We start from the raw sequence: 15,429 nt of genomic DNA, 5'->3' as shown, positions 1-15,429 counted from the left end.
CACCGTCCCGGACTGGCTCTGCGACACGGTCGGGAAACCAGGCCGGACAGACAGGTGGAGAGCTCGTCACCCCGGGGATCCACGAGGTGACGGAACGCCCCGGTGAAGCCGGGGACCCTGTTGGGCTTGCGCCTGGAAACCGATCGGTTTATCTTAGTGGAAACCGATCGGTTTCTCATTTTGTGGAGGCAGTCATGACCGCACTCAAGGGCGCCAACGTCTTCGTCACCGGCGGCAGCCGAGGCATAGGCAAGGCGCTGGTGGAGGAGCTGTACGCGCGCGGTGCCGGCAAGGTCTACGCCACGGCCCGCGACCCGCGCACGGTGACGCACCCCGACGCGGTCCCGGTGGCGCTGGAGGTCACCGACCCGGCCTCCGTGGCGGCCGCCGCCGCGCAGGCGCAAGACGTGACCGTGCTGATCAACAACGCCGGTGCCTCGGTCGGCGCGTCCTTCCTCGACTCCCCGGTCGACGACGTCCGCCGGGAGTTCGAGACCAACTTCTACGGCCCGCTGCTTCTCACCCGCGCCTTCGTGCCCCTCATCGAGCGCAACGGCGGCGGCCACCTCCTCAACGTGCACTCCGTGCTCTCCTGGCTGGCCCTCGGCGGCTCCTACAGCGCCTCCAAGGCCGCCCTGTGGTCGCAGACCAACTCCCTGCGCCTGGAGCTGCAGCCGCGCGGCATCGCCGTCACCGGACTTCACGTCGGCTACGTCGACACGGACCTCGCGGCGGGCGTCGACGCACCCAAGTCCGACCCCCGTGACGTCGCCGCACTCGCCCTCGACGGCGTCGAGACGGGCGCGTACGAGGTGCTCGCCGACGACATCTCGCGGCAGGTCAAGGCCGGCCTGGCCGGCGACCTGGGCGGCCTGTACGCCCAGCTGGCGAAGTAACCCCCTTCACACACGAGGAGTCGGCGAGATGCCCGACCACGAGTCACGTCCCACGATCCACATTCCGGGGACCACCAGCCACACCCTCGCCCCGCGCGTGGGACTCGACGGCCGCGAGGGAACCCTGCGTTACCTCAAGGCGGGCACCGGCGCCCCCCTGGTCCTGCTGCACACCGTGCGCACGCAGGCCGAGCACTTCCGCCACCTCATCCCGCTGATCGCGGACCACTACACCGTGTACGCCCTCGACCTGCCGGGGATGGGCTACTCCGAGATCGTGCCCGGGGCGTCGTACGACGAGCCGGCCATGCGCGCGGGCGTCGAGCGGCTCCTGACCGAACTCGACCTCCACGACGTGACGTTGGTCGGGGAGTCCATGGGGGCGGTGCTCGCCCTGACCACAGCGGCCGATCTCCCGGAGCGGGTCCGGCGCGTCGTGGCGGTCAACACCTACGACTTCCGCGGCGGAATCGCCCGGTCCAGCCTCCTCGCCCGTGTGGTGATCAGCGGTGTTCTCGCCCCGGGGGTGGGCCCGGTGATTGCCGGGGTGGAGCCCAGGCCCGCCCTCCGCAAGATCCTGCAGGGCGGCCTCGGCGACGAGAGCGCGCTGCGGGAGGACTACGTGGACGAGCTCCTCCAGGTGGGCAGCCGCCCCGGCTACCCGACCGTCGCCCGGGCCGTGTACCAAAACCTGCCCAGCCTCATCGCCGCCCGCTCGCGCTATCCCGAGGTCAAGGCCCCCATCCACCTCGTCTACGGCGAGAAGGACTGGTCCCGTCCCTCGGACCGGCAAGCCAACAAGGAGTTGCTGCCGGCCGCCGACTTCACGCAGGTCCCCAAGGCCGGCCACTTCATCGCCCTGGAACGGCCCGACGTGCTGGCCGACCTGTTGAACGCCGTGGCCTGACCCCCGGGACCACTGACCTGAGGAGCAGTGCGCGGCGGGGATCCAGATCGAGGTCGACGTTCCGGCGCAGATGCGTGATGGCACGGTGCTGCGCGCGGATGTGTACCGTCCCGGCGGCACGGGCCGTGGCCGGTGCTGCTGAGTCGGCTGCCGTACGGCAAGCAGACCCCCATGATGACCGTCATGCTCGATCCGCCGGCGGCTGCCCGGCGCGGGTTCATGGTGGTCGTCCAGGACACCCGCGGCCGGTTCGCCTCCGAGGGGGAGTGGGAGCCGTTCACGTACGAGGAGAGCGACGGCTACGACACCGTACGGTGGGCCGCCGCCCTCCCCGGCTCCAACGGTTCGGTCGGCATGGTCGGGGGGCAGCTACTTCGGCAACACCCAGTGGATGGCGGCGCTGTCGAAGCCGCCGGAGCTGAAGGCCATCGCGCCGGTGATCACGTGGTCCGACCCGGACGACGGGCTGTGGACGCGCGGCGGCGCGATCGAACTCGGCCTCACCGTCCCCTGGTCCCTCCTGCAGGGCGCCGACACCCTGATGCGCCGTCCCAGCACCGACCTCGACGGGCTCGTGAGCGGCATCACCGGGCTCGTGCAGGATTTTGACGGCCTGGCGAACGGCGGTTACGGGGAGCTGCCCATCGGGCGGTTTCCCGCGTTCGCCCGGCACGACCTGCCCGAGCTCGGCTACGAACGCTCCCGCCGCGAGCCCGAGTGGGCGGCGTCCTGCCGCGTCGCGGGTCGGCACGACGAGGTCGATCTGCCCACCTTCCAGTTCCAGGTCGGTGGCTGGTTCGACATCTTCAGTCAGGGCACGCTCGACAACTTCACCGCCATGCGGCGGGCCGGCCGGTCCGCCACGCTGATCACGGGCCCCTGGACCCACACCAACTGGCGGCACGTGGTCGGGGACGTCAACTTCGGGTTCGGCGCGGACTCCGATTTCATGGCCATGCGCGGGCGCCTGGCGGACATGCAGTTCGACTGGTTCCGGCGCACGATCGGCGACGGCGAGGCTGAGGCGCCGGACGCGGGCAAGGTGCTGCTGTTCGTCATGGGCGTCAACCAGTGGCGCGAGGAGACGGAATGGCCCCTGTCGCGGGCCGTGGACACGGACTTCCACCTGCGCGCGGACGGACGCCTGACCCCTGAACCGCCGTCCACCGCCGAGCAGGCCGAGGAGTTCTCCTACGACCCCATGGACCCGGTACCCACCACCGGCGGCGCGCTCCGACGCGGCGGTCCGGGACAGCATGGCAGAGCGCTTCGCCGCCCTCGGTGCCGAGCCCACCCTGGAGGACGTCGTCGAGCTGAACCGCGCCGCCCACAGGTGACCACGCTGCCGCCGCCCCGCGGCGCACACCCCGTACGAGAAGTCCCCGACAACTCCTCTCGTGCGGAGCGCCGCGGCCGGGCTCTCCACGGCACCCCTGCTCTCCACTGATGCGCATGGGCCCTCTCCTAAGCGCCCTGGCATACGCCATGCACCATTCCGCCTCGTTGGAGGAGCGACCATGACAAGCCAACAGATGCTCCTGTGCATGCAGTTCACCAGCGGCTACGGAGCCGAACCCGGTGCATGGCGCCTGCCGGGCGCGAACCTGTCCACTACACGGACATGGACCAGTTCGTGCGCTACGCGCAGGCGGCCGAGCGCGGCAAGATCCAGCTGCTGTTCTTCGCGGACACCCGGTCCTGGACGTGGACCTCGAAGCTCAGGCCCCGCACTTCCCGATCGACCCGCTGCTGGTCATGACGGCCATCGCACGCGAGACCGAACGGATCGGCCTTGTCGCCACCGCCTCCACCACCTTCAACGAGCCCTACACCCGTGCCCGGCAGTTCAAGGCGCTCGACGTGATCAGCCACGGCCGGGCCGGCTGGAACGCGGTCACCACCTCGGACCCTGCCGCCGCGGCGAACTTCGGCCGTCCCATACATCGACGGCTCCTTCCCGCTGCGGGCGCAGTGGGAAGGAGCCGTCGGTCGGCCGCCGGGACCGCTCGCGTCAGCGGGTGCCGAGCAGGGCGCGCCAGGTCTCCGGGCCGATGACGCCGTCGGCCTGCAAGTGGTGGTTCTTCTGGAAGGCGACCGTCGCAGACTTCGTCTTCGAGCCGAACCTGCCGTCGGTCGCGAGGCCGTAGCCGTAGACGTTCAGCTGCGTCTGTGCTGCCGTCACCGCTTGGCCGGACGAGCCGTACTGCACCGCCGTGATCAGCTTTGACCAGGTGTCCGGGCCGATGACGCCGTCAGCGGCCAGGGAGCGGGACTTCTGGAACTGGATCACCGCGGAGCGGGTATTCGGGCCGAAGAGGCCGTCGGCCTCGACCGTGTAGCCCCGCGCGGTCAGCAGCTGCTGGGCGGACCGCACGTCCGCGCCCTTGGAACCGCTCTGGAGGATCGGCCAGGAGACACCCGGGGAGGGGAGCTGTCCGCCGCCACCGCCGTCACCCAGGTTGACCGGGCGGAAGGGGTCGTAGTTGTCACTGCCGATCCCGTACTTGAGCTGCCGGTGGGTCGTGCCGTACGTACCGCGCTGTTCGTACGCCCAGTAGGCGCTGTGCGACGTGTCGGCCCACTTCTCGAAGATCACTACGTGACGGAAATCGCCGTCAGTGGTGCTGTAGTCGATCAGCAGGTCACCCTTCTTGAGCTGACTCATGCTGCTGAGCCGTGTGGTGACGCCGTTTCGCGAGTCGGCCAGCCCGACGGTGTTCAGGCCGGGCTTCCCCAGCCCGAGCGCCATGGAGACATAGCCGGAGCAGTCCTGGCGGTAGCCGTCCTTCCAAGTGCGCTCCATGCTGTAGGGGACCGGGGCTCCATTGTTGGCCGTGAGCCAGGTACGGGCCCGGTTGATCATCGTGTCGCGCGAGAGCGTGGCCGTGGCCATGGTCGACAGCTCGCCGGCCTGGGTGACGAGCTTGCTGTCGGCCTCGGGCTCGGGCCCGTAGTCGGTCTCCTTCTGGGCGGCGACCGTCGCCGGCTCCGAGGAGTCGCTGTCGGCGAACGACGGTACGACGGCGATTGCGGCCGCGACACCTCCGGCGGCGACGCCTATGAGAGTGACCTGCGCGCGGCGCGTGAGTCGGCTGCGAAGAGACATGATTCCCCGTATTTCCCTTTGTTGTGGCACGCCGAGCCGAGTGGGCCGACCAGGACTTGGAGTGCTTGTCATTCATCGAGTGCCGCCTGCGGCCCTTGACGGGCCCGGCGTTGTTGCGAAGGACGGGACTGGACAGGCGGTTTCGTCCGGATCACTGGGTGGACCGGAGGGGACGCACGCGGCCTGTCTCCTCCTGCCCGAGGGAACGGGCCGCGTGTGTCAGGGGCGCCGGCCAGCCGTCCTTGATGCGGCCCTGCTGTGCCTTCCAGGTGCCGCTGCGCTTGCCGGCATCGGGGTCGCGCCAGATCTTGATGGCGTCGGCGTCGTTCGCCCAGCTGCCGACCGACGGTCCCCGGTAGGACGTGTGGTCAGCTGCAGCTGCGGTAGTTGTAGCCCGCGAGACGCCAGACACCCTCCTGGTAGAACCTGTACTGGTTGCTGTCGGAGCGCGTCATGGTGAAGTCGTGGGAAATGCCGTCGTACGTGAGGGTGAGCGTCCCGGAGGACGTGCTGCCCGAGCTGTACCGCAGCTTGTTGTCCGCTGCGCTGAGCGTCTGGGGGCCGACCAGTCCGTCGTCGTCCAGGCCCCAGCGCGTCTGAAGCCGCTTGGTGGCGTAGGTGGTGTTGGAGCCGAAGATGCCGTCGATGTCCGCGGAGTCGTAGGCGGTGCCGTTGCTCTCCGTCGCGCCCTCGGCCCAGAGGATCTTCTGCCACAGGCAGGTGGCGTTGGACCTGGCGTAGCTGCTGGACGACAGTGTTCCCTCGTTGCTCCAGTCGTCCGTCCATGTGGTGCCGTAACCGGTGAAGTACCCCTGGGAGGAGGTGGCCGAGGCGGGCGAGGCGCTCACGGCCAGCGCGCCCGTCGCGACGGCGGCTGCGACGGCAGCTGCGAGGCGGGTCCGAGTCGTACCGAAGTTCATTGTGTTCCTTCCCCAATTGGCGTGCGTTTGCCGGAGCCGACCGCACCGGCCGGCTCCGCGACGAGACTGCGGGTTCGGCGTGATGTTCGGCCACAGCTGGCGCGGAAGTGACCTCATCCCGAGACGTCCCGCGCGCTGACCTGCGGAGACGCCGCCCGCCGAGTCCCTGCGGCGGGACTGCGACGAGGGGATGGCTGACTCCGCGCCAGGGCGGGGTCGCACCGGGGCGGGGTGGCCGCTCTGTGATCCCCGTGACAGCTGATGCAGAATGAGACGGGGACACGGGGGGCGGGCCTGCGGTCCCGAACGCGAGTGGGGGAAGCGTGTCGCGCTGGAAGGCACTGCCTGTAGAACTGCATCCACACGCCCATCAGTTGATCGTGCGACTGCGCAGGCTGAAGGACCACAGCGAACTGAGCACGCGGCAACTGGCCGCCAGGACCGGGTACAGCGCGAAGTCGTGGCAGCGATATCTGAACGGCAGGTCTCTGCCGCCCCGGGAGGCCGTCGAGGCGATGGCCCGCGTCGGCGGTGACGATCCGCACCGGCTGCTGGCGATGCACGAGATCGCCGCCCAACGCTGGGCGGAGGGACGGGCGGTCACCACCGACACCCCCGAGGACTTCTCCGCGACACCGGAACGCACCCCCACGGAGCAGCAGCCGTACGGGCGACACCTGCGCGTCGCGCTCACGGCGGGAGCCGTGGTCACGGCGCTGTCCGTCTCCGCCGCGCTCCTGCTGGCCGTGCGGCTCACCGAGGCCCGTGCCCAGCTCGCGCACGACCGCGGCGATGCTGTCGCGACGGCCCCGGCCACCGTGTCGGAGTCCCTGGTGCCGGTCATCTACACCTGCCGGCTGGAGCAGCGTGACGGCCGCTGGTACGCGGGCCTGAGCCGGACCACGGACATCCTCCTGTCCAACACCCACGTGGGGCTCGAAGTGGCCGAGGCGCAGTGCCTGCTGCACCGGGCGGGCACCGCGCCAGGGGACATCGACGGCGTCTTCGGCCCCAAGACGCGGCGAGCGGTCGAGCGCATGCAGAAGCAGAACGGGCTGATCGTGAACGGAGTCATCGACCCGCCCACCTGGCAGGCCCTGCGGGAGGCGGATCCGAAGTGACCGCGGAACACACCCGGCTGGCCGCGGCGCTGCGGGAGCTGCGGGCCGGTGCGGGGCTGAGCCTGGCGGCGCTGGCTGAGCGGACGGCGTACAGCAAGTCCTCGTGGGAGCGTTACCTCAACGGCAAGAGCCTGCCTCCTCGCCAGGCCGTACGGGAACTGTGCCGGCTCGCGAACGAACCGGACGGGCGGCTGCTGGCCCTGTGGGAGATCGCCGAGTCACACTGGAGCGGACGCGCGGTGGCCCCCGCACCCGCCCCTCCCACGGACGAGTCGCCGCGGCCACAACCTCAGGAGGCGCCACCACCCGCCGGGACCGGGCGGCGGCGACGTGGCGGGAGCAGGCTCCTGGTGGTGCTGGCGTCGGCGTACACAGTGATCGTCGGTGGTGCTGCGGCCCTGCTGTTCCTCCTGCTGCCGGACTCGGAGGCTCAGGAGGACGAACCACTACAGGCCTCCGTCCCGTTCTCCCTCGCTCCCCAATGCCACGGAGCCGCCTGCGAGGGCCGGGACCCGATGCGCCTGATCTGCGGCATCGGCCCCGACACCCTCGCCTCGTACCCCACTGCCACCGGCGCCCACGTCGAGCTGCGCCACAGCAAGAAGTGCGGTGCGAGCTGGGCCCGGACCTGGGGGACCGAGATCGGCGACCGGGTGGACGTCACGGCAGGCGGCCCGACCCACAGCGTGCGCATCAGGAACAAGGACGACGCGGCAACCTTCATCTATACGGAGATGACCGAAGTCCGTCCCGGCAGCACCGTCCGGGCCTGCTTCCGGCCCGCGTCGGCCGACGGCGAACGGGAGTGCTTCGAGGCCCGCGTGGGCGGGGCCGCCACCACGACCCGGCTGCCCTCACCTCCAGTGGCGTCAGGCTCTCGCGAGTAGCGTCCGGCCCTCGGACGTGTCGATGCCGAAGTCGGGAATTCCTAGTGGGGGGGTAGGCGGGTGGGGAGGCCGTCGGTGGTGGTCGGAAGAGCTCGGCGTCGGGGCCCGGGGGTTGCGCGTGAGTCGCTGACTTCTTGTGGTTCGAGGGAGTCGATGCGAGGGAGCCAAGTGGCACGGCGCAGCGTGACCAGAGAGGCATGCGACCACCAGCTGAACCGCGCGGCGGCCAGGGTGCGGACGAGCACGAGTTCGACGCCTTTTACGCCGCGGGCGTCGGCCGACTCATCGGTCGGCTGTATGCGATGACAGGCGACCTCGCCGAGGCGCAGGATGTGGTCCAGGAGGGTTTCGTCCGGACCTGGGAACGCCGGGCCGAACGGGACTTGAACGGCGCCGGAGGCTGTCGCCCTGTACGTCCGGAGGAACGGTTCCAGCCTGGCCGGCCCTCCGACCGGCGGTCTGGAGATGTGCTGGACGCCTGCGGAGCAGGCCGGGGACGCGACCCCGTACGGCCTGCAGCACCTGCTGTCGAGGGCCAGGTGGGATGCCGACGCGGTACGTGACGACATCCGCGGCTTTGTCGTCGAGCGTCTGCGCCACGAGGACGGCCGGACGCACACCTTTGCCTTCGGCCGTCAGCTCGACGTCCGCACGATCCGCTCGGCCGGCTTCGAGGGCGGCCAGGAGCTCACTGAGCGGGCGGTGGCCGCGTACATCGCGAAGTACGCCACCAAGGGCGCCGAGACAGCGACCGGCACCCTGGACCGGCCGATCAAGTTCCTCGCCGAGCCGGCCGGGGCCCGGATCACCGACCATGCCCATCGCATGATCCGCACCGCCTGGGACCTCGGCGCACGCCCCGAGCCGGCAGACCTCCGGCTCCGCGCCTGGGCCCACATGCTCGGATTCCGCGGCCACTTCTCCACCAAGTCCCGCCGCTACTCCACCACCCTCGGCGCCCTCCGCGACGCCCGCGCCGACTGGCGCCGCGCCCAAGTCGCCCCGGCCGTCCCGCAGGACGACGAAACCACGCTCGTCCTCGCCCACCGGGTCTTCGCCGGAACTGGTCTCAGCAGTGGTGAGCAGTGGCTGGGCCGCATCCCTCGAACCCGCCGCCGGAACGGAAGGAGAGCCGACCACATGAACGACCGCTACCTGTCCGTCGACCAGGTTGCCGAGCTGCTCGGTACGACCACCCGCTTCCCCCGGCGGCTCATCAAGGAGCGGCGCATCCGGTACGTGAAGGTCGGTCGGCACGTCCGCATCCCCGAGAGCGCGGTCGCGGAGTTCATCTCGTCTCGCACCGTCGAGCCGCTCAGGCGACCCCGTGCGCGTTACAGGAGGGTTCCCTGATGGCCAACAGCAAAGGCAGGCGGCGCCGTTTCGGGGCGATCAGACGGCTTCCGTCCGGCCGGTACCAGGCGCGCCATCCGGGGCCTGACGGCGTGATGCGCCCGGCGCCCGTCACCTTCGAGACGACGGCTGACGCGGACGACTGGCTTGCTGAAAAGCGGACAGAGGTCCGCCGTGGCGAGTGGCGTGCCCCGGATGCCGGGGCTGTGAGCTTCCGTGCCTACGCCGACAAGTGGGTGGAGGAACGAGAGCTCGCTGCACTGACCCAGGACCTGTACCGCTACCTCCTCGACAAACACCTGTTCGCCTTCGCCGAGTTGGACTTGGACGAGATCACCGCCCCGCGCGTCCGCGAGTGGCGGGCCGAACGCCTGCGCATCACAGGGGCCAAGACGATCACGGCCAAGGCGTACCGGCTCCTCAAGGCAATCATGGAGACGGCCGTGGATGACGAACTGATCCAGCGCAACCCGTGCCGGATCAACGTTGAACTCTCCTTGGGCCAAGGCCCCCTCAGCACTCAGCCGCAGCCGGCCGGATTCCGCTCCATGTGTGCTGTTGCCAGGAGGGCGAAGCGGCTGGTGTCCGACCCGTCGGCCCGTGCCAAGTTGTTTGCCCTGGTGAAAGGGGGTGCCAAACAACACTCGGGTGGCCAGTCTTGGTGATGGCATCGGGCTGACGCCCCGCGACCGCGGGATGTCGATCACCGTCGCGGCGCCTATGGAGACGACCGCACAGCGCGCCCGGATTCCGGTAACCGAGCGACTGAACGACCGCTTCATGCCCGCTGCCGGCAAGGCGGCTCGGTTGCGGCAGTGGCGCGCACCGCTGCGCGCACTGTTCCCTCAGACCCGCTGGTCCGGGGTGGAACGGCCGCGACAAAAACCACCTGATCAACGGTCATCAAAGAAAGCTGTCCATGAAGAGCAACAGAAAACTGCAGGGCACTCTGTCCCTGATCGCCGCGGGCCTGCTCGTCGGCGCGTCGGCCGCCACCGCGAACGCGGCACCAGCGCGGAGCGGTGCTCCGGCACAGGCCGCGGCAGCGCATGCCAAGGTGTCCTTCCCGAAGCAGGATCCGGCGCAGTGCACGGCTTTCGGCAAGAAGGCGGACGCGCGGAAGGCGCTCGCCGCCGGCCAGGAGGTGATCGGCCTGTGGACCGATATCTTCGACATGCCCGAAGCCCAGAAGCTGTACGACACCTATCTCACTCCTGGCCCGGTGACGCACCAGCGGACCAAGGTCGGCGGCAAGCAGGTCAGCGCCGACTTCCGTAACGCCGCCGAGACGAAGAAGGCCGTCAGCGGGATCGTCGACAGCCTCAAGGACAAGCTCCCCACCGCCTCCCCCGCGTTCGGGAAGAACTACAGCCTCAAGAAGGCGGGCCTGGGAACGGACCTGCGCATCGCCTGGAGCGACCTGGGAACCACCCCGGGATTCGTCGCGGGCGGTCTCAGCGGCGTGGAACTCGCCGACGGGACCTTCGTACCGGACCAGCGGAAGATCACCGGGAGGTACTCACTGGCCCGGACGACCTCGAACGGCAAGACGAAGGTCACCCTCAACGTGCGCGGACTGACCCTCGACGTGCGCGACGCGGTCGACTTCTGCCCCGGCAACCTCGGCAGCGGCATGATCCGCGACGTGGCGCTGGGTATGAGCCGCCTCGAACGGACTCCGTACCAGGATGGGAAGGAGTGCGACGCCAAGGCGGAGTGCTTCTACGCGCGGCCGGTGCTCTTCAACGTCACCGTGCCGTTGAACGACGTCTCCGTCGACGTGACGGACGTGTTTTCCCGAAAGGCCGGTACCACCCGGTGACCTGGTCCCCATGAAGTACGGGGCCCGGACGGCGGTGGTCGCTTTCGCGAGTTCTGGTGCGTGACCCTGGACAAGCGAAAGGTGAGTACACCGCTGGAGGAGCACTGAGGGCCGGAGATCCGGAAAGGCCCTTCCCCGCTCACAGCGCCGGCCGAGAAGCCGGGGTTGCACACGGTGGCGGGGCCGGGATCCGGTGCTGTCCACCGGACGGCGCCTGCCGCGATGAGCAGCCTGCGGTGTCTTTCGTCGTCCGGGCCCTCGGCCGCTGGATTTCCGGTGCCCTCAGTCCGAGCAGAGCTTGCGGTACGGCACGTCCGGGATGTGAGTGCGCCACTGGTCCCTGGTGAGGTCCGCGCCGCCTGCGCGCTCACAGACCCGTGTGACGGCGCGCTCGGCGTCCACGGTGTACCGCTGGAGCGGGATGTGGGCGCTGCCGGCATAGAGGGTGCCGCTGTCACTGCTGAACGCGAGGGTGTCGATGCTGTCGCCGGCTGTGGTCAGCGGTCCGCCGAGGGGCTGCTGGGTGGCGGTGTCCCAGAGCTGGAGGCTGCCCCCTGCGCCGCCCACGGCCAGGGTGTGGCCGTCGGGGCTGAACGCGAGGGCGCTGACCGATTCCGGCAAGTCGCCGAGCGGGGCGGGGAAGACGTTCCGCAGGATGCCCGCGCGGTGGCGGAGCGTGCCGTCCCACAGCGCCACACGGCCCGTCAGATCGCCGGCCGCCAGACGGGAGCCGTCGGCGGCGAAGGCGAGGGCGCCGATCAGGTCGCCCTGGACCAGGTCGTGGGCGACGGCCTTGCCCGCACGCACGATTCGGTCGTCGGTGACGAGGAGGCGGCCGTCGGGGTGCACGGCCAGGTGGGAGCCGGCCCGGCCGGGGAGGACCGCGGTTCTGCGGTGACGGGCCATGTCCCACGTCTCGTTGCGCAGTTCGCCGATGCCCGGTGCGCGGGCGGTGTAGAGGGTGCGGCCGTCGGAGCCCAGGGCGAGTGCGACCGTGCCCGCGGCGGATGCCGGGGTCGCCAGGTCCAGGGTGGTGCGGGCGCGGTCGTGCGGCACGTCCCAGACCGTGAAGCGTTGCGATACCGCCTCCACGACGGGAGTGGAGACGCCGTAGACGAGCGTGGTGCTGTCGGGGCTGAACGCCATCAGGGCCTCTTTGTCCTGCGCGACGAGCGGCCGCGTACGGTCGCGGGGGACCGGTGGCGGCGGGGTCGGCAGCGTCCGCAGGACGCGGCCGTCGCGGCCGTCGCGGAGCTGGAAGCGGTAGTGGCCGCCGGAGAGTTCGGCGGTGGCGAGCGTACGGCCGTCCGGGCTGAGCACCTCTGCGGCGAGGGGGTGGGCGCGCCAGGCGGAGGTGACGGCCGCGGTGAGGTCGAGGGAGTGGACGGTGCCGCCTTCGAGGTAGCGCAGGACGGGGCGGGTGGGGTCCCAAGCGAGGCCGTACAGCAGCAGTTGGTTGTTCAGGGCGTGCCGGAACACCGGGGCGTCGGGTGCCGACAGGCGCCACACCTTGATTTCCTGGCCGTCGACGGTGGCGAGGAAGTCGCTGCCCTTGCTGAAGACGGCGAACTGCACGCCCGGGACGTCGAGATCGGCGACCCGGCGTCCGGAAGCGGTGTCCCAGACGCGCACCCCCTTCGCGGACACGGCCGCGAGCCGGGCGCTGTCGAACACGATGGAGTCGTGGGTGTCGTCACAGGCGCCGCGGGCTTCTTCCCAGGCACCGGGCAGGGGGCGGTGCCTGCCGGTGTCCCAGACCTGCGGGGTCTTCCCGGTGGGGCAGACGGCCACCAGCCGGGCGTCGGCACCGGGGACCACTCTTCCCTGAGAGGCCCCCCGGGTCTCGAAGAGCACCCTGCCGTCCGCGACGGAGAGCAGCTGTACGCGGTCGTCATCGATGCCGATCGTCACGTAGCCGCGGCCGCTGGCCCCGAGGTCCACGATGGCGGACGTCACCTTCGGGGCGCCGGTCCAGCGGCCGGCGGCCGTGTCCCAGAGGCGTACGCCGTCGCCCGTGTCGATGGCGAGCAGGCGGGCGTCCGGACCGGCCCCCAGCACGCTGCTGCCCTCCGGCAGCCGGCCCGAGGCGGCAAGGCGGCCGGTGGTGACGTCCCATCTGCGCCAGGTACGGCCGTCGACGCCGAGCAGCGTGCGGCCGGAGTCGGCGAGAAAACGCGTGGAGCCCTCGCTCGGTGAGGGGTCGGTGAAAATGCCCAGTTCGGGCTGGGCGAGGGAGCCGAGCAGGGCACGGCGGGACTCGGGCAGCGGGGATATGCGCCAGGCGGCGACGCCGAGGAGCATCGCGGTCCGTGGGTCGGTGGTCCGCAGGGCGTCGGCGACGGCGGCGACGCGGCGTGCCGCGGTGTCGGTGCGCTGCCGCTCGTTGTCACGATGCTGCTGCCAGGCGGCCAGGCCGGCGAGGAGCGCCACCGCCAGCACGGCGGACAGCGTGGTGAGCAGCAGCCGGGAGCGCCGAGCGGTGCGGACGGCGGCCCGTCGCTCCGCCTCGCGGGCCTCCAGCGCAGCCAGCAGGAACGACCGCTCGGAGACGGTCAGCGAGTCGTCGTCCGCGAAGAGCTCCTGCGCGCGGGCCAGGCGCGTGCCTTGGTACAGGGTGCCGGGGTCGCGGTCCTGCTCCAGCCAGGTGCGGGCGGCTTCGGTCAGGTGCCGGTGCTGCCGCAGCCGTTCCCGGTCCTCGTCGAGCCAGCCCTGCAACCGGGGCCAGCTGGTGATCAGCGCCTCGTGAGCGAGCTGGACGCCGTCCTCGTCCACGGTCAGCAGCCGGGCACCGGCCAGCCGCTCCACCACCGGCGGCACCTCGGGATCCGCCCACTCGTCCAGCTCGGCCCGGGGCAGCGGGCGCCGGGTGTCCGGGGTGCCCCGGCCGGGCTCGATCAGCCGCAGCAGCAGCTGCCGGGCGGTGCGTCTGCGGCCGGGGGACAGCTGGGCGTACGCCTCCTCGGCGGTGGCCGCGATCGCGCCGCGCATCCCGCCGGCCGCCTCGTACGCGGCGAGGCTGAGCAGTCGGCCTCTGCGGCGCCGCCAGGTCTCCAGCAGGGCGTGCGAGAGCATCGGCAGGGCGCCGGGCTGGTCGAGGACGTCCTCGACGATCCGCGCGGTCAGTTCCCGTTCCACCTGGAGCCCGACCGCCTGCGCCGGTCTGACGACCGCCTCGCGCAGTTCGTCCGCGGTCATCGGTCCGACCGGAAGTCCGGCACCGCGCAGGGAGTCCGCCAGGCCCCGGTGCTCGGTGCACCGGGGGTAGAAGTCGGCGCGTACGGCGATGAGCACCCGCAGCCGGGTGTCCGGGTCACGGGAGGCGAGCAGCAGGTCGAGGAACCGGGCCCGCTCGGCACGGTCCCGGCACAGGGTGAAGACCTCTTCGAACTGGTCCACCACCACCCAGCTCTCCGGCTCGCCCTCCGCCGGTGCCAGCAGGTGCCCGTACGTCGCAGCGGGCCTGGCCCCGGGAGTGAGGACCCGCAGCACCGCCGGGCGGTCGCGGCGCGCGATCTCCTCCCGGATACGGGGGATCAACCCTGCGCGCAGCAGCGACGACTTCCCGCTGCCGGATGCCCCGAACAACACCGCGAACCGGTGCCCGGACACCAGCTCGCACAGCTCGTCGACCAGCCGGTCCCGGCCGAAGAACAGCTCACGGTCGGCCGGCTCGAACCGTGCCAGCCCCCGGTACGGCGGCGACGCGTCCCCCTCGCCGCGCACCGGCACCTGTGCCGCCTCGGCCTCCGCCGCCTTCCAGCGCAGTTCCCACTCCGCCGGATCGCCACCGCACGCCCGCACATACCCCTGGAGGACGGCCGGCGACGGCAGCCGCTCCCCACCCGCCGCCTGGGACAGGGTCGTCACCGAAAAGCCCGCCACCCGGGCCATGCTCCGGTACGGCGGGCTGCCGGCGGCCCGGCGCAACTCGCGCAGCTCATGGGCGAGCCGCTGCACAGGACCGCCATCGGGATCCACCGGTCTTTCGGGACGCCCCACAGATCAGCCCATTCCCCGCAGAGGACAACGCTCGGCAGCCAGCGTACGACCCGGCGGCCGGCATGGAGTTGTCCGGGCTGTCGTCTTCTCCGCCGGCCCCTACGACACGGCCCGCCTACTCGCCCTGTGCTCCGGCTCGATCGACGGCGGCCCGGTCACCGACCGCAAGAACGCCGCCCAGTGGAAGGCCGTACCCGGCGCGACGGTCCACGCCTCTGTGTCCCTGGCCCATGACCTCCTGGCCGATGCGGGTGGCGATCAGCACGCCGGGGCGCGGGTCTGCGCACGGGCCGGCGGAGCGGATCTCACCAGGGACCAGTGGCGTACGTACGTCCCGGACGCGCCGTACCGCAAGGTCTGCGGGGGCTGAGGGACCGGCGGAGAGCGACGCGTTTACGTCGGGGTGACGCCAGGCAGA

Annotated in this window: 13 protein-coding genes and 4 pseudogenes; 14 read left to right on the top strand and 3 right to left on the bottom strand. The window is 71.0% G+C overall.

Annotation, left to right across the window (positions count from 1 at the left end; genetic code table 11):
- Positions 1-194 precede the first annotated feature (194 nt).
- The 6 genes and pseudogenes from QQM39_RS20960 to QQM39_RS46230 all read left to right on the top strand — a co-directional run bounded on the left by QQM39_RS20960 (position 195) and on the right by QQM39_RS46230 (position 3,858).
- Positions 195-896 carry an SDR family oxidoreductase gene (locus QQM39_RS20960; protein ID WP_301998742.1) on the top strand — a complete coding sequence of 234 codons (702 nt, stop codon included), beginning with the start codon at positions 195-197 and terminating at the stop codon, positions 894-896.
- A 28-nt stretch (positions 897-924) separates the two neighbouring features.
- Positions 925-1,803, top strand: a complete 879-nt coding sequence (locus QQM39_RS20955; protein ID WP_301998740.1) for an alpha/beta fold hydrolase — start codon at positions 925-927, stop codon at positions 1,801-1,803.
- 132 nt (positions 1,804-1,935) lie between these two features.
- Positions 1,936-2,106 (top strand): annotated as a pseudogene (locus QQM39_RS20950) (CocE/NonD family hydrolase); the annotation flags it as partial.
- An 88-nt stretch (positions 2,107-2,194) separates the two neighbouring features.
- The gene (locus QQM39_RS20945) at positions 2,195-3,250 is read left to right on the top strand and encodes a CocE/NonD family hydrolase (RefSeq protein ID WP_301998738.1); all 1,056 of its coding nucleotides are present in this window, start codon (positions 2,195-2,197) and stop codon (positions 3,248-3,250) included.
- A 135-nt stretch (positions 3,251-3,385) separates the two neighbouring features.
- Entirely contained in the window at positions 3,386-3,562 is a 177-nt protein-coding gene (locus tag QQM39_RS20940; RefSeq protein WP_301998737.1) for a hypothetical protein, read from the top strand.
- Positions 3,559-3,858: an LLM class flavin-dependent oxidoreductase gene (locus QQM39_RS46230; RefSeq protein ID WP_367669698.1), complete on the top strand. Its 300-nt coding sequence runs from the start codon at positions 3,559-3,561 to the stop codon at positions 3,856-3,858. Before QQM39_RS20940 ends, QQM39_RS46230 begins: the two co-directional genes overlap by 4 nt.
- On the opposite strand, the gene QQM39_RS20935 is transcribed toward QQM39_RS46230, so the two are convergent.
- Positions 3,815-4,909, bottom strand: a complete 1,095-nt coding sequence (locus QQM39_RS20935) for a peptidoglycan-binding protein (RefSeq protein WP_301998735.1) — start codon at positions 4,907-4,909, stop codon at positions 3,815-3,817. The two genes, QQM39_RS46230 and QQM39_RS20935, sit on opposite strands and share 44 nt — an antisense overlap.
- A gap of 368 nt (positions 4,910-5,277) precedes the next feature.
- A complete protein-coding gene (locus QQM39_RS20930; RefSeq protein ID WP_301998733.1) occupies positions 5,278-5,829 on the bottom strand; it encodes a peptidoglycan-binding protein in 552 nt (183 codons plus the stop codon).
- A gap of 323 nt (positions 5,830-6,152) precedes the next feature.
- Here QQM39_RS20930 and QQM39_RS20925 point away from each other — a divergent pair, with 323 nt between their 5' ends.
- From QQM39_RS20925 to QQM39_RS20890, 7 genes and pseudogenes are all read left to right on the top strand, one after another.
- Positions 6,153-6,950, top strand: a complete 798-nt coding sequence (locus tag QQM39_RS20925) for a peptidoglycan-binding protein (protein ID WP_301998732.1) — start codon at positions 6,153-6,155, stop codon at positions 6,948-6,950.
- Entirely contained in the window at positions 6,947-7,837 is an 891-nt protein-coding gene (locus QQM39_RS20920; RefSeq protein WP_301998730.1) for an XRE family transcriptional regulator, read from the top strand. The genes QQM39_RS20925 and QQM39_RS20920 overlap by 4 nt, the downstream gene beginning before the upstream one ends.
- Positions 7,838-8,034: 197 nt before the next feature.
- Positions 8,035-8,232 (top strand): annotated as a pseudogene (locus tag QQM39_RS20915) (sigma factor); the annotation flags it as partial.
- A gap of 76 nt (positions 8,233-8,308) precedes the next feature.
- Positions 8,309-8,869: pseudogene (locus QQM39_RS20905) on the top strand (replication initiator); the annotation flags it as partial.
- Between the two features lie 108 nt (positions 8,870-8,977).
- On the top strand, positions 8,978-9,190 hold the full coding sequence (locus tag QQM39_RS20900; RefSeq protein ID WP_301998728.1) for a helix-turn-helix domain-containing protein: 213 nt from the start codon (positions 8,978-8,980) through the stop codon (positions 9,188-9,190).
- Positions 9,190-9,672, top strand: a pseudogene (locus QQM39_RS20895) (site-specific integrase); the annotation flags it as partial. The gene QQM39_RS20900 and the pseudogene QQM39_RS20895, both read left to right, overlap by 1 nt.
- 437 nt (positions 9,673-10,109) lie before the next feature.
- Positions 10,110-11,012: a hypothetical protein gene (locus QQM39_RS20890; protein ID WP_301998726.1), complete on the top strand. Its 903-nt coding sequence runs from the start codon at positions 10,110-10,112 to the stop codon at positions 11,010-11,012.
- A 282-nt stretch (positions 11,013-11,294) separates the two neighbouring features.
- Here the strand turns inward: QQM39_RS20890 and QQM39_RS20885 are convergent, their stop codons facing one another.
- Positions 11,295-15,011: a hypothetical protein gene (locus tag QQM39_RS20885; RefSeq protein WP_301998725.1), complete on the bottom strand. Its 3,717-nt coding sequence runs from the start codon at positions 15,009-15,011 to the stop codon at positions 11,295-11,297.
- Positions 15,012-15,228: 217 nt separating this feature from the next.
- Between QQM39_RS20885 and QQM39_RS20880 the strand changes: the two genes are divergently transcribed.
- Entirely contained in the window at positions 15,229-15,381 is a 153-nt protein-coding gene (locus QQM39_RS20880) for a hypothetical protein (RefSeq protein ID WP_301998724.1), read from the top strand.
- Positions 15,382-15,429 lie beyond the last annotated feature (48 nt).

Source organism: Streptomyces sp. DT2A-34, from assembly GCF_030499515.1.
Classification (GTDB): Bacteria; Actinomycetota; Actinomycetes; order Streptomycetales; family Streptomycetaceae; genus Streptomyces.
The sequence above is the reverse complement of the archived record's forward strand: the minus strand, read 5'-3'. Positions and strand labels throughout refer to the sequence as shown.

Bases quoted from the DNA above. Each gene is read 5' to 3' on its own strand.
- QQM39_RS20945 (WP_301998738.1), top strand. From the start codon at position 2,195: ATGGCGGCGCTGTCGAAGCCGCCGGAGCTGAAGGCCATCGCGCCGGTG.
- QQM39_RS20960 (WP_301998742.1), top strand. From the start codon at position 195: ATGACCGCACTCAAGGGCGCCAACGTCTTCGTCACCGGCGGCAGCCGA.
- QQM39_RS46230 (WP_367669698.1), top strand. From the start codon at position 3,559: ATGACGGCCATCGCACGCGAGACCGAACGGATCGGCCTTGTCGCCACC.
- QQM39_RS20955 (WP_301998740.1), top strand. From the start codon at position 925: ATGCCCGACCACGAGTCACGTCCCACGATCCACATTCCGGGGACCACC.
- QQM39_RS20900 (WP_301998728.1), top strand. From the start codon at position 8,978: ATGAACGACCGCTACCTGTCCGTCGACCAGGTTGCCGAGCTGCTCGGT.
- QQM39_RS20890 (WP_301998726.1), top strand. From the start codon at position 10,110: ATGAAGAGCAACAGAAAACTGCAGGGCACTCTGTCCCTGATCGCCGCG.
- QQM39_RS20930 (WP_301998733.1), bottom strand. From the start codon at position 5,829: ATGAACTTCGGTACGACTCGGACCCGCCTCGCAGCTGCCGTCGCAGCC.
- QQM39_RS20935 (WP_301998735.1), bottom strand. From the start codon at position 4,909: ATGTCTCTTCGCAGCCGACTCACGCGCCGCGCGCAGGTCACTCTCATA.
- QQM39_RS20940 (WP_301998737.1), top strand. From the start codon at position 3,386: ATGGCGCCTGCCGGGCGCGAACCTGTCCACTACACGGACATGGACCAG.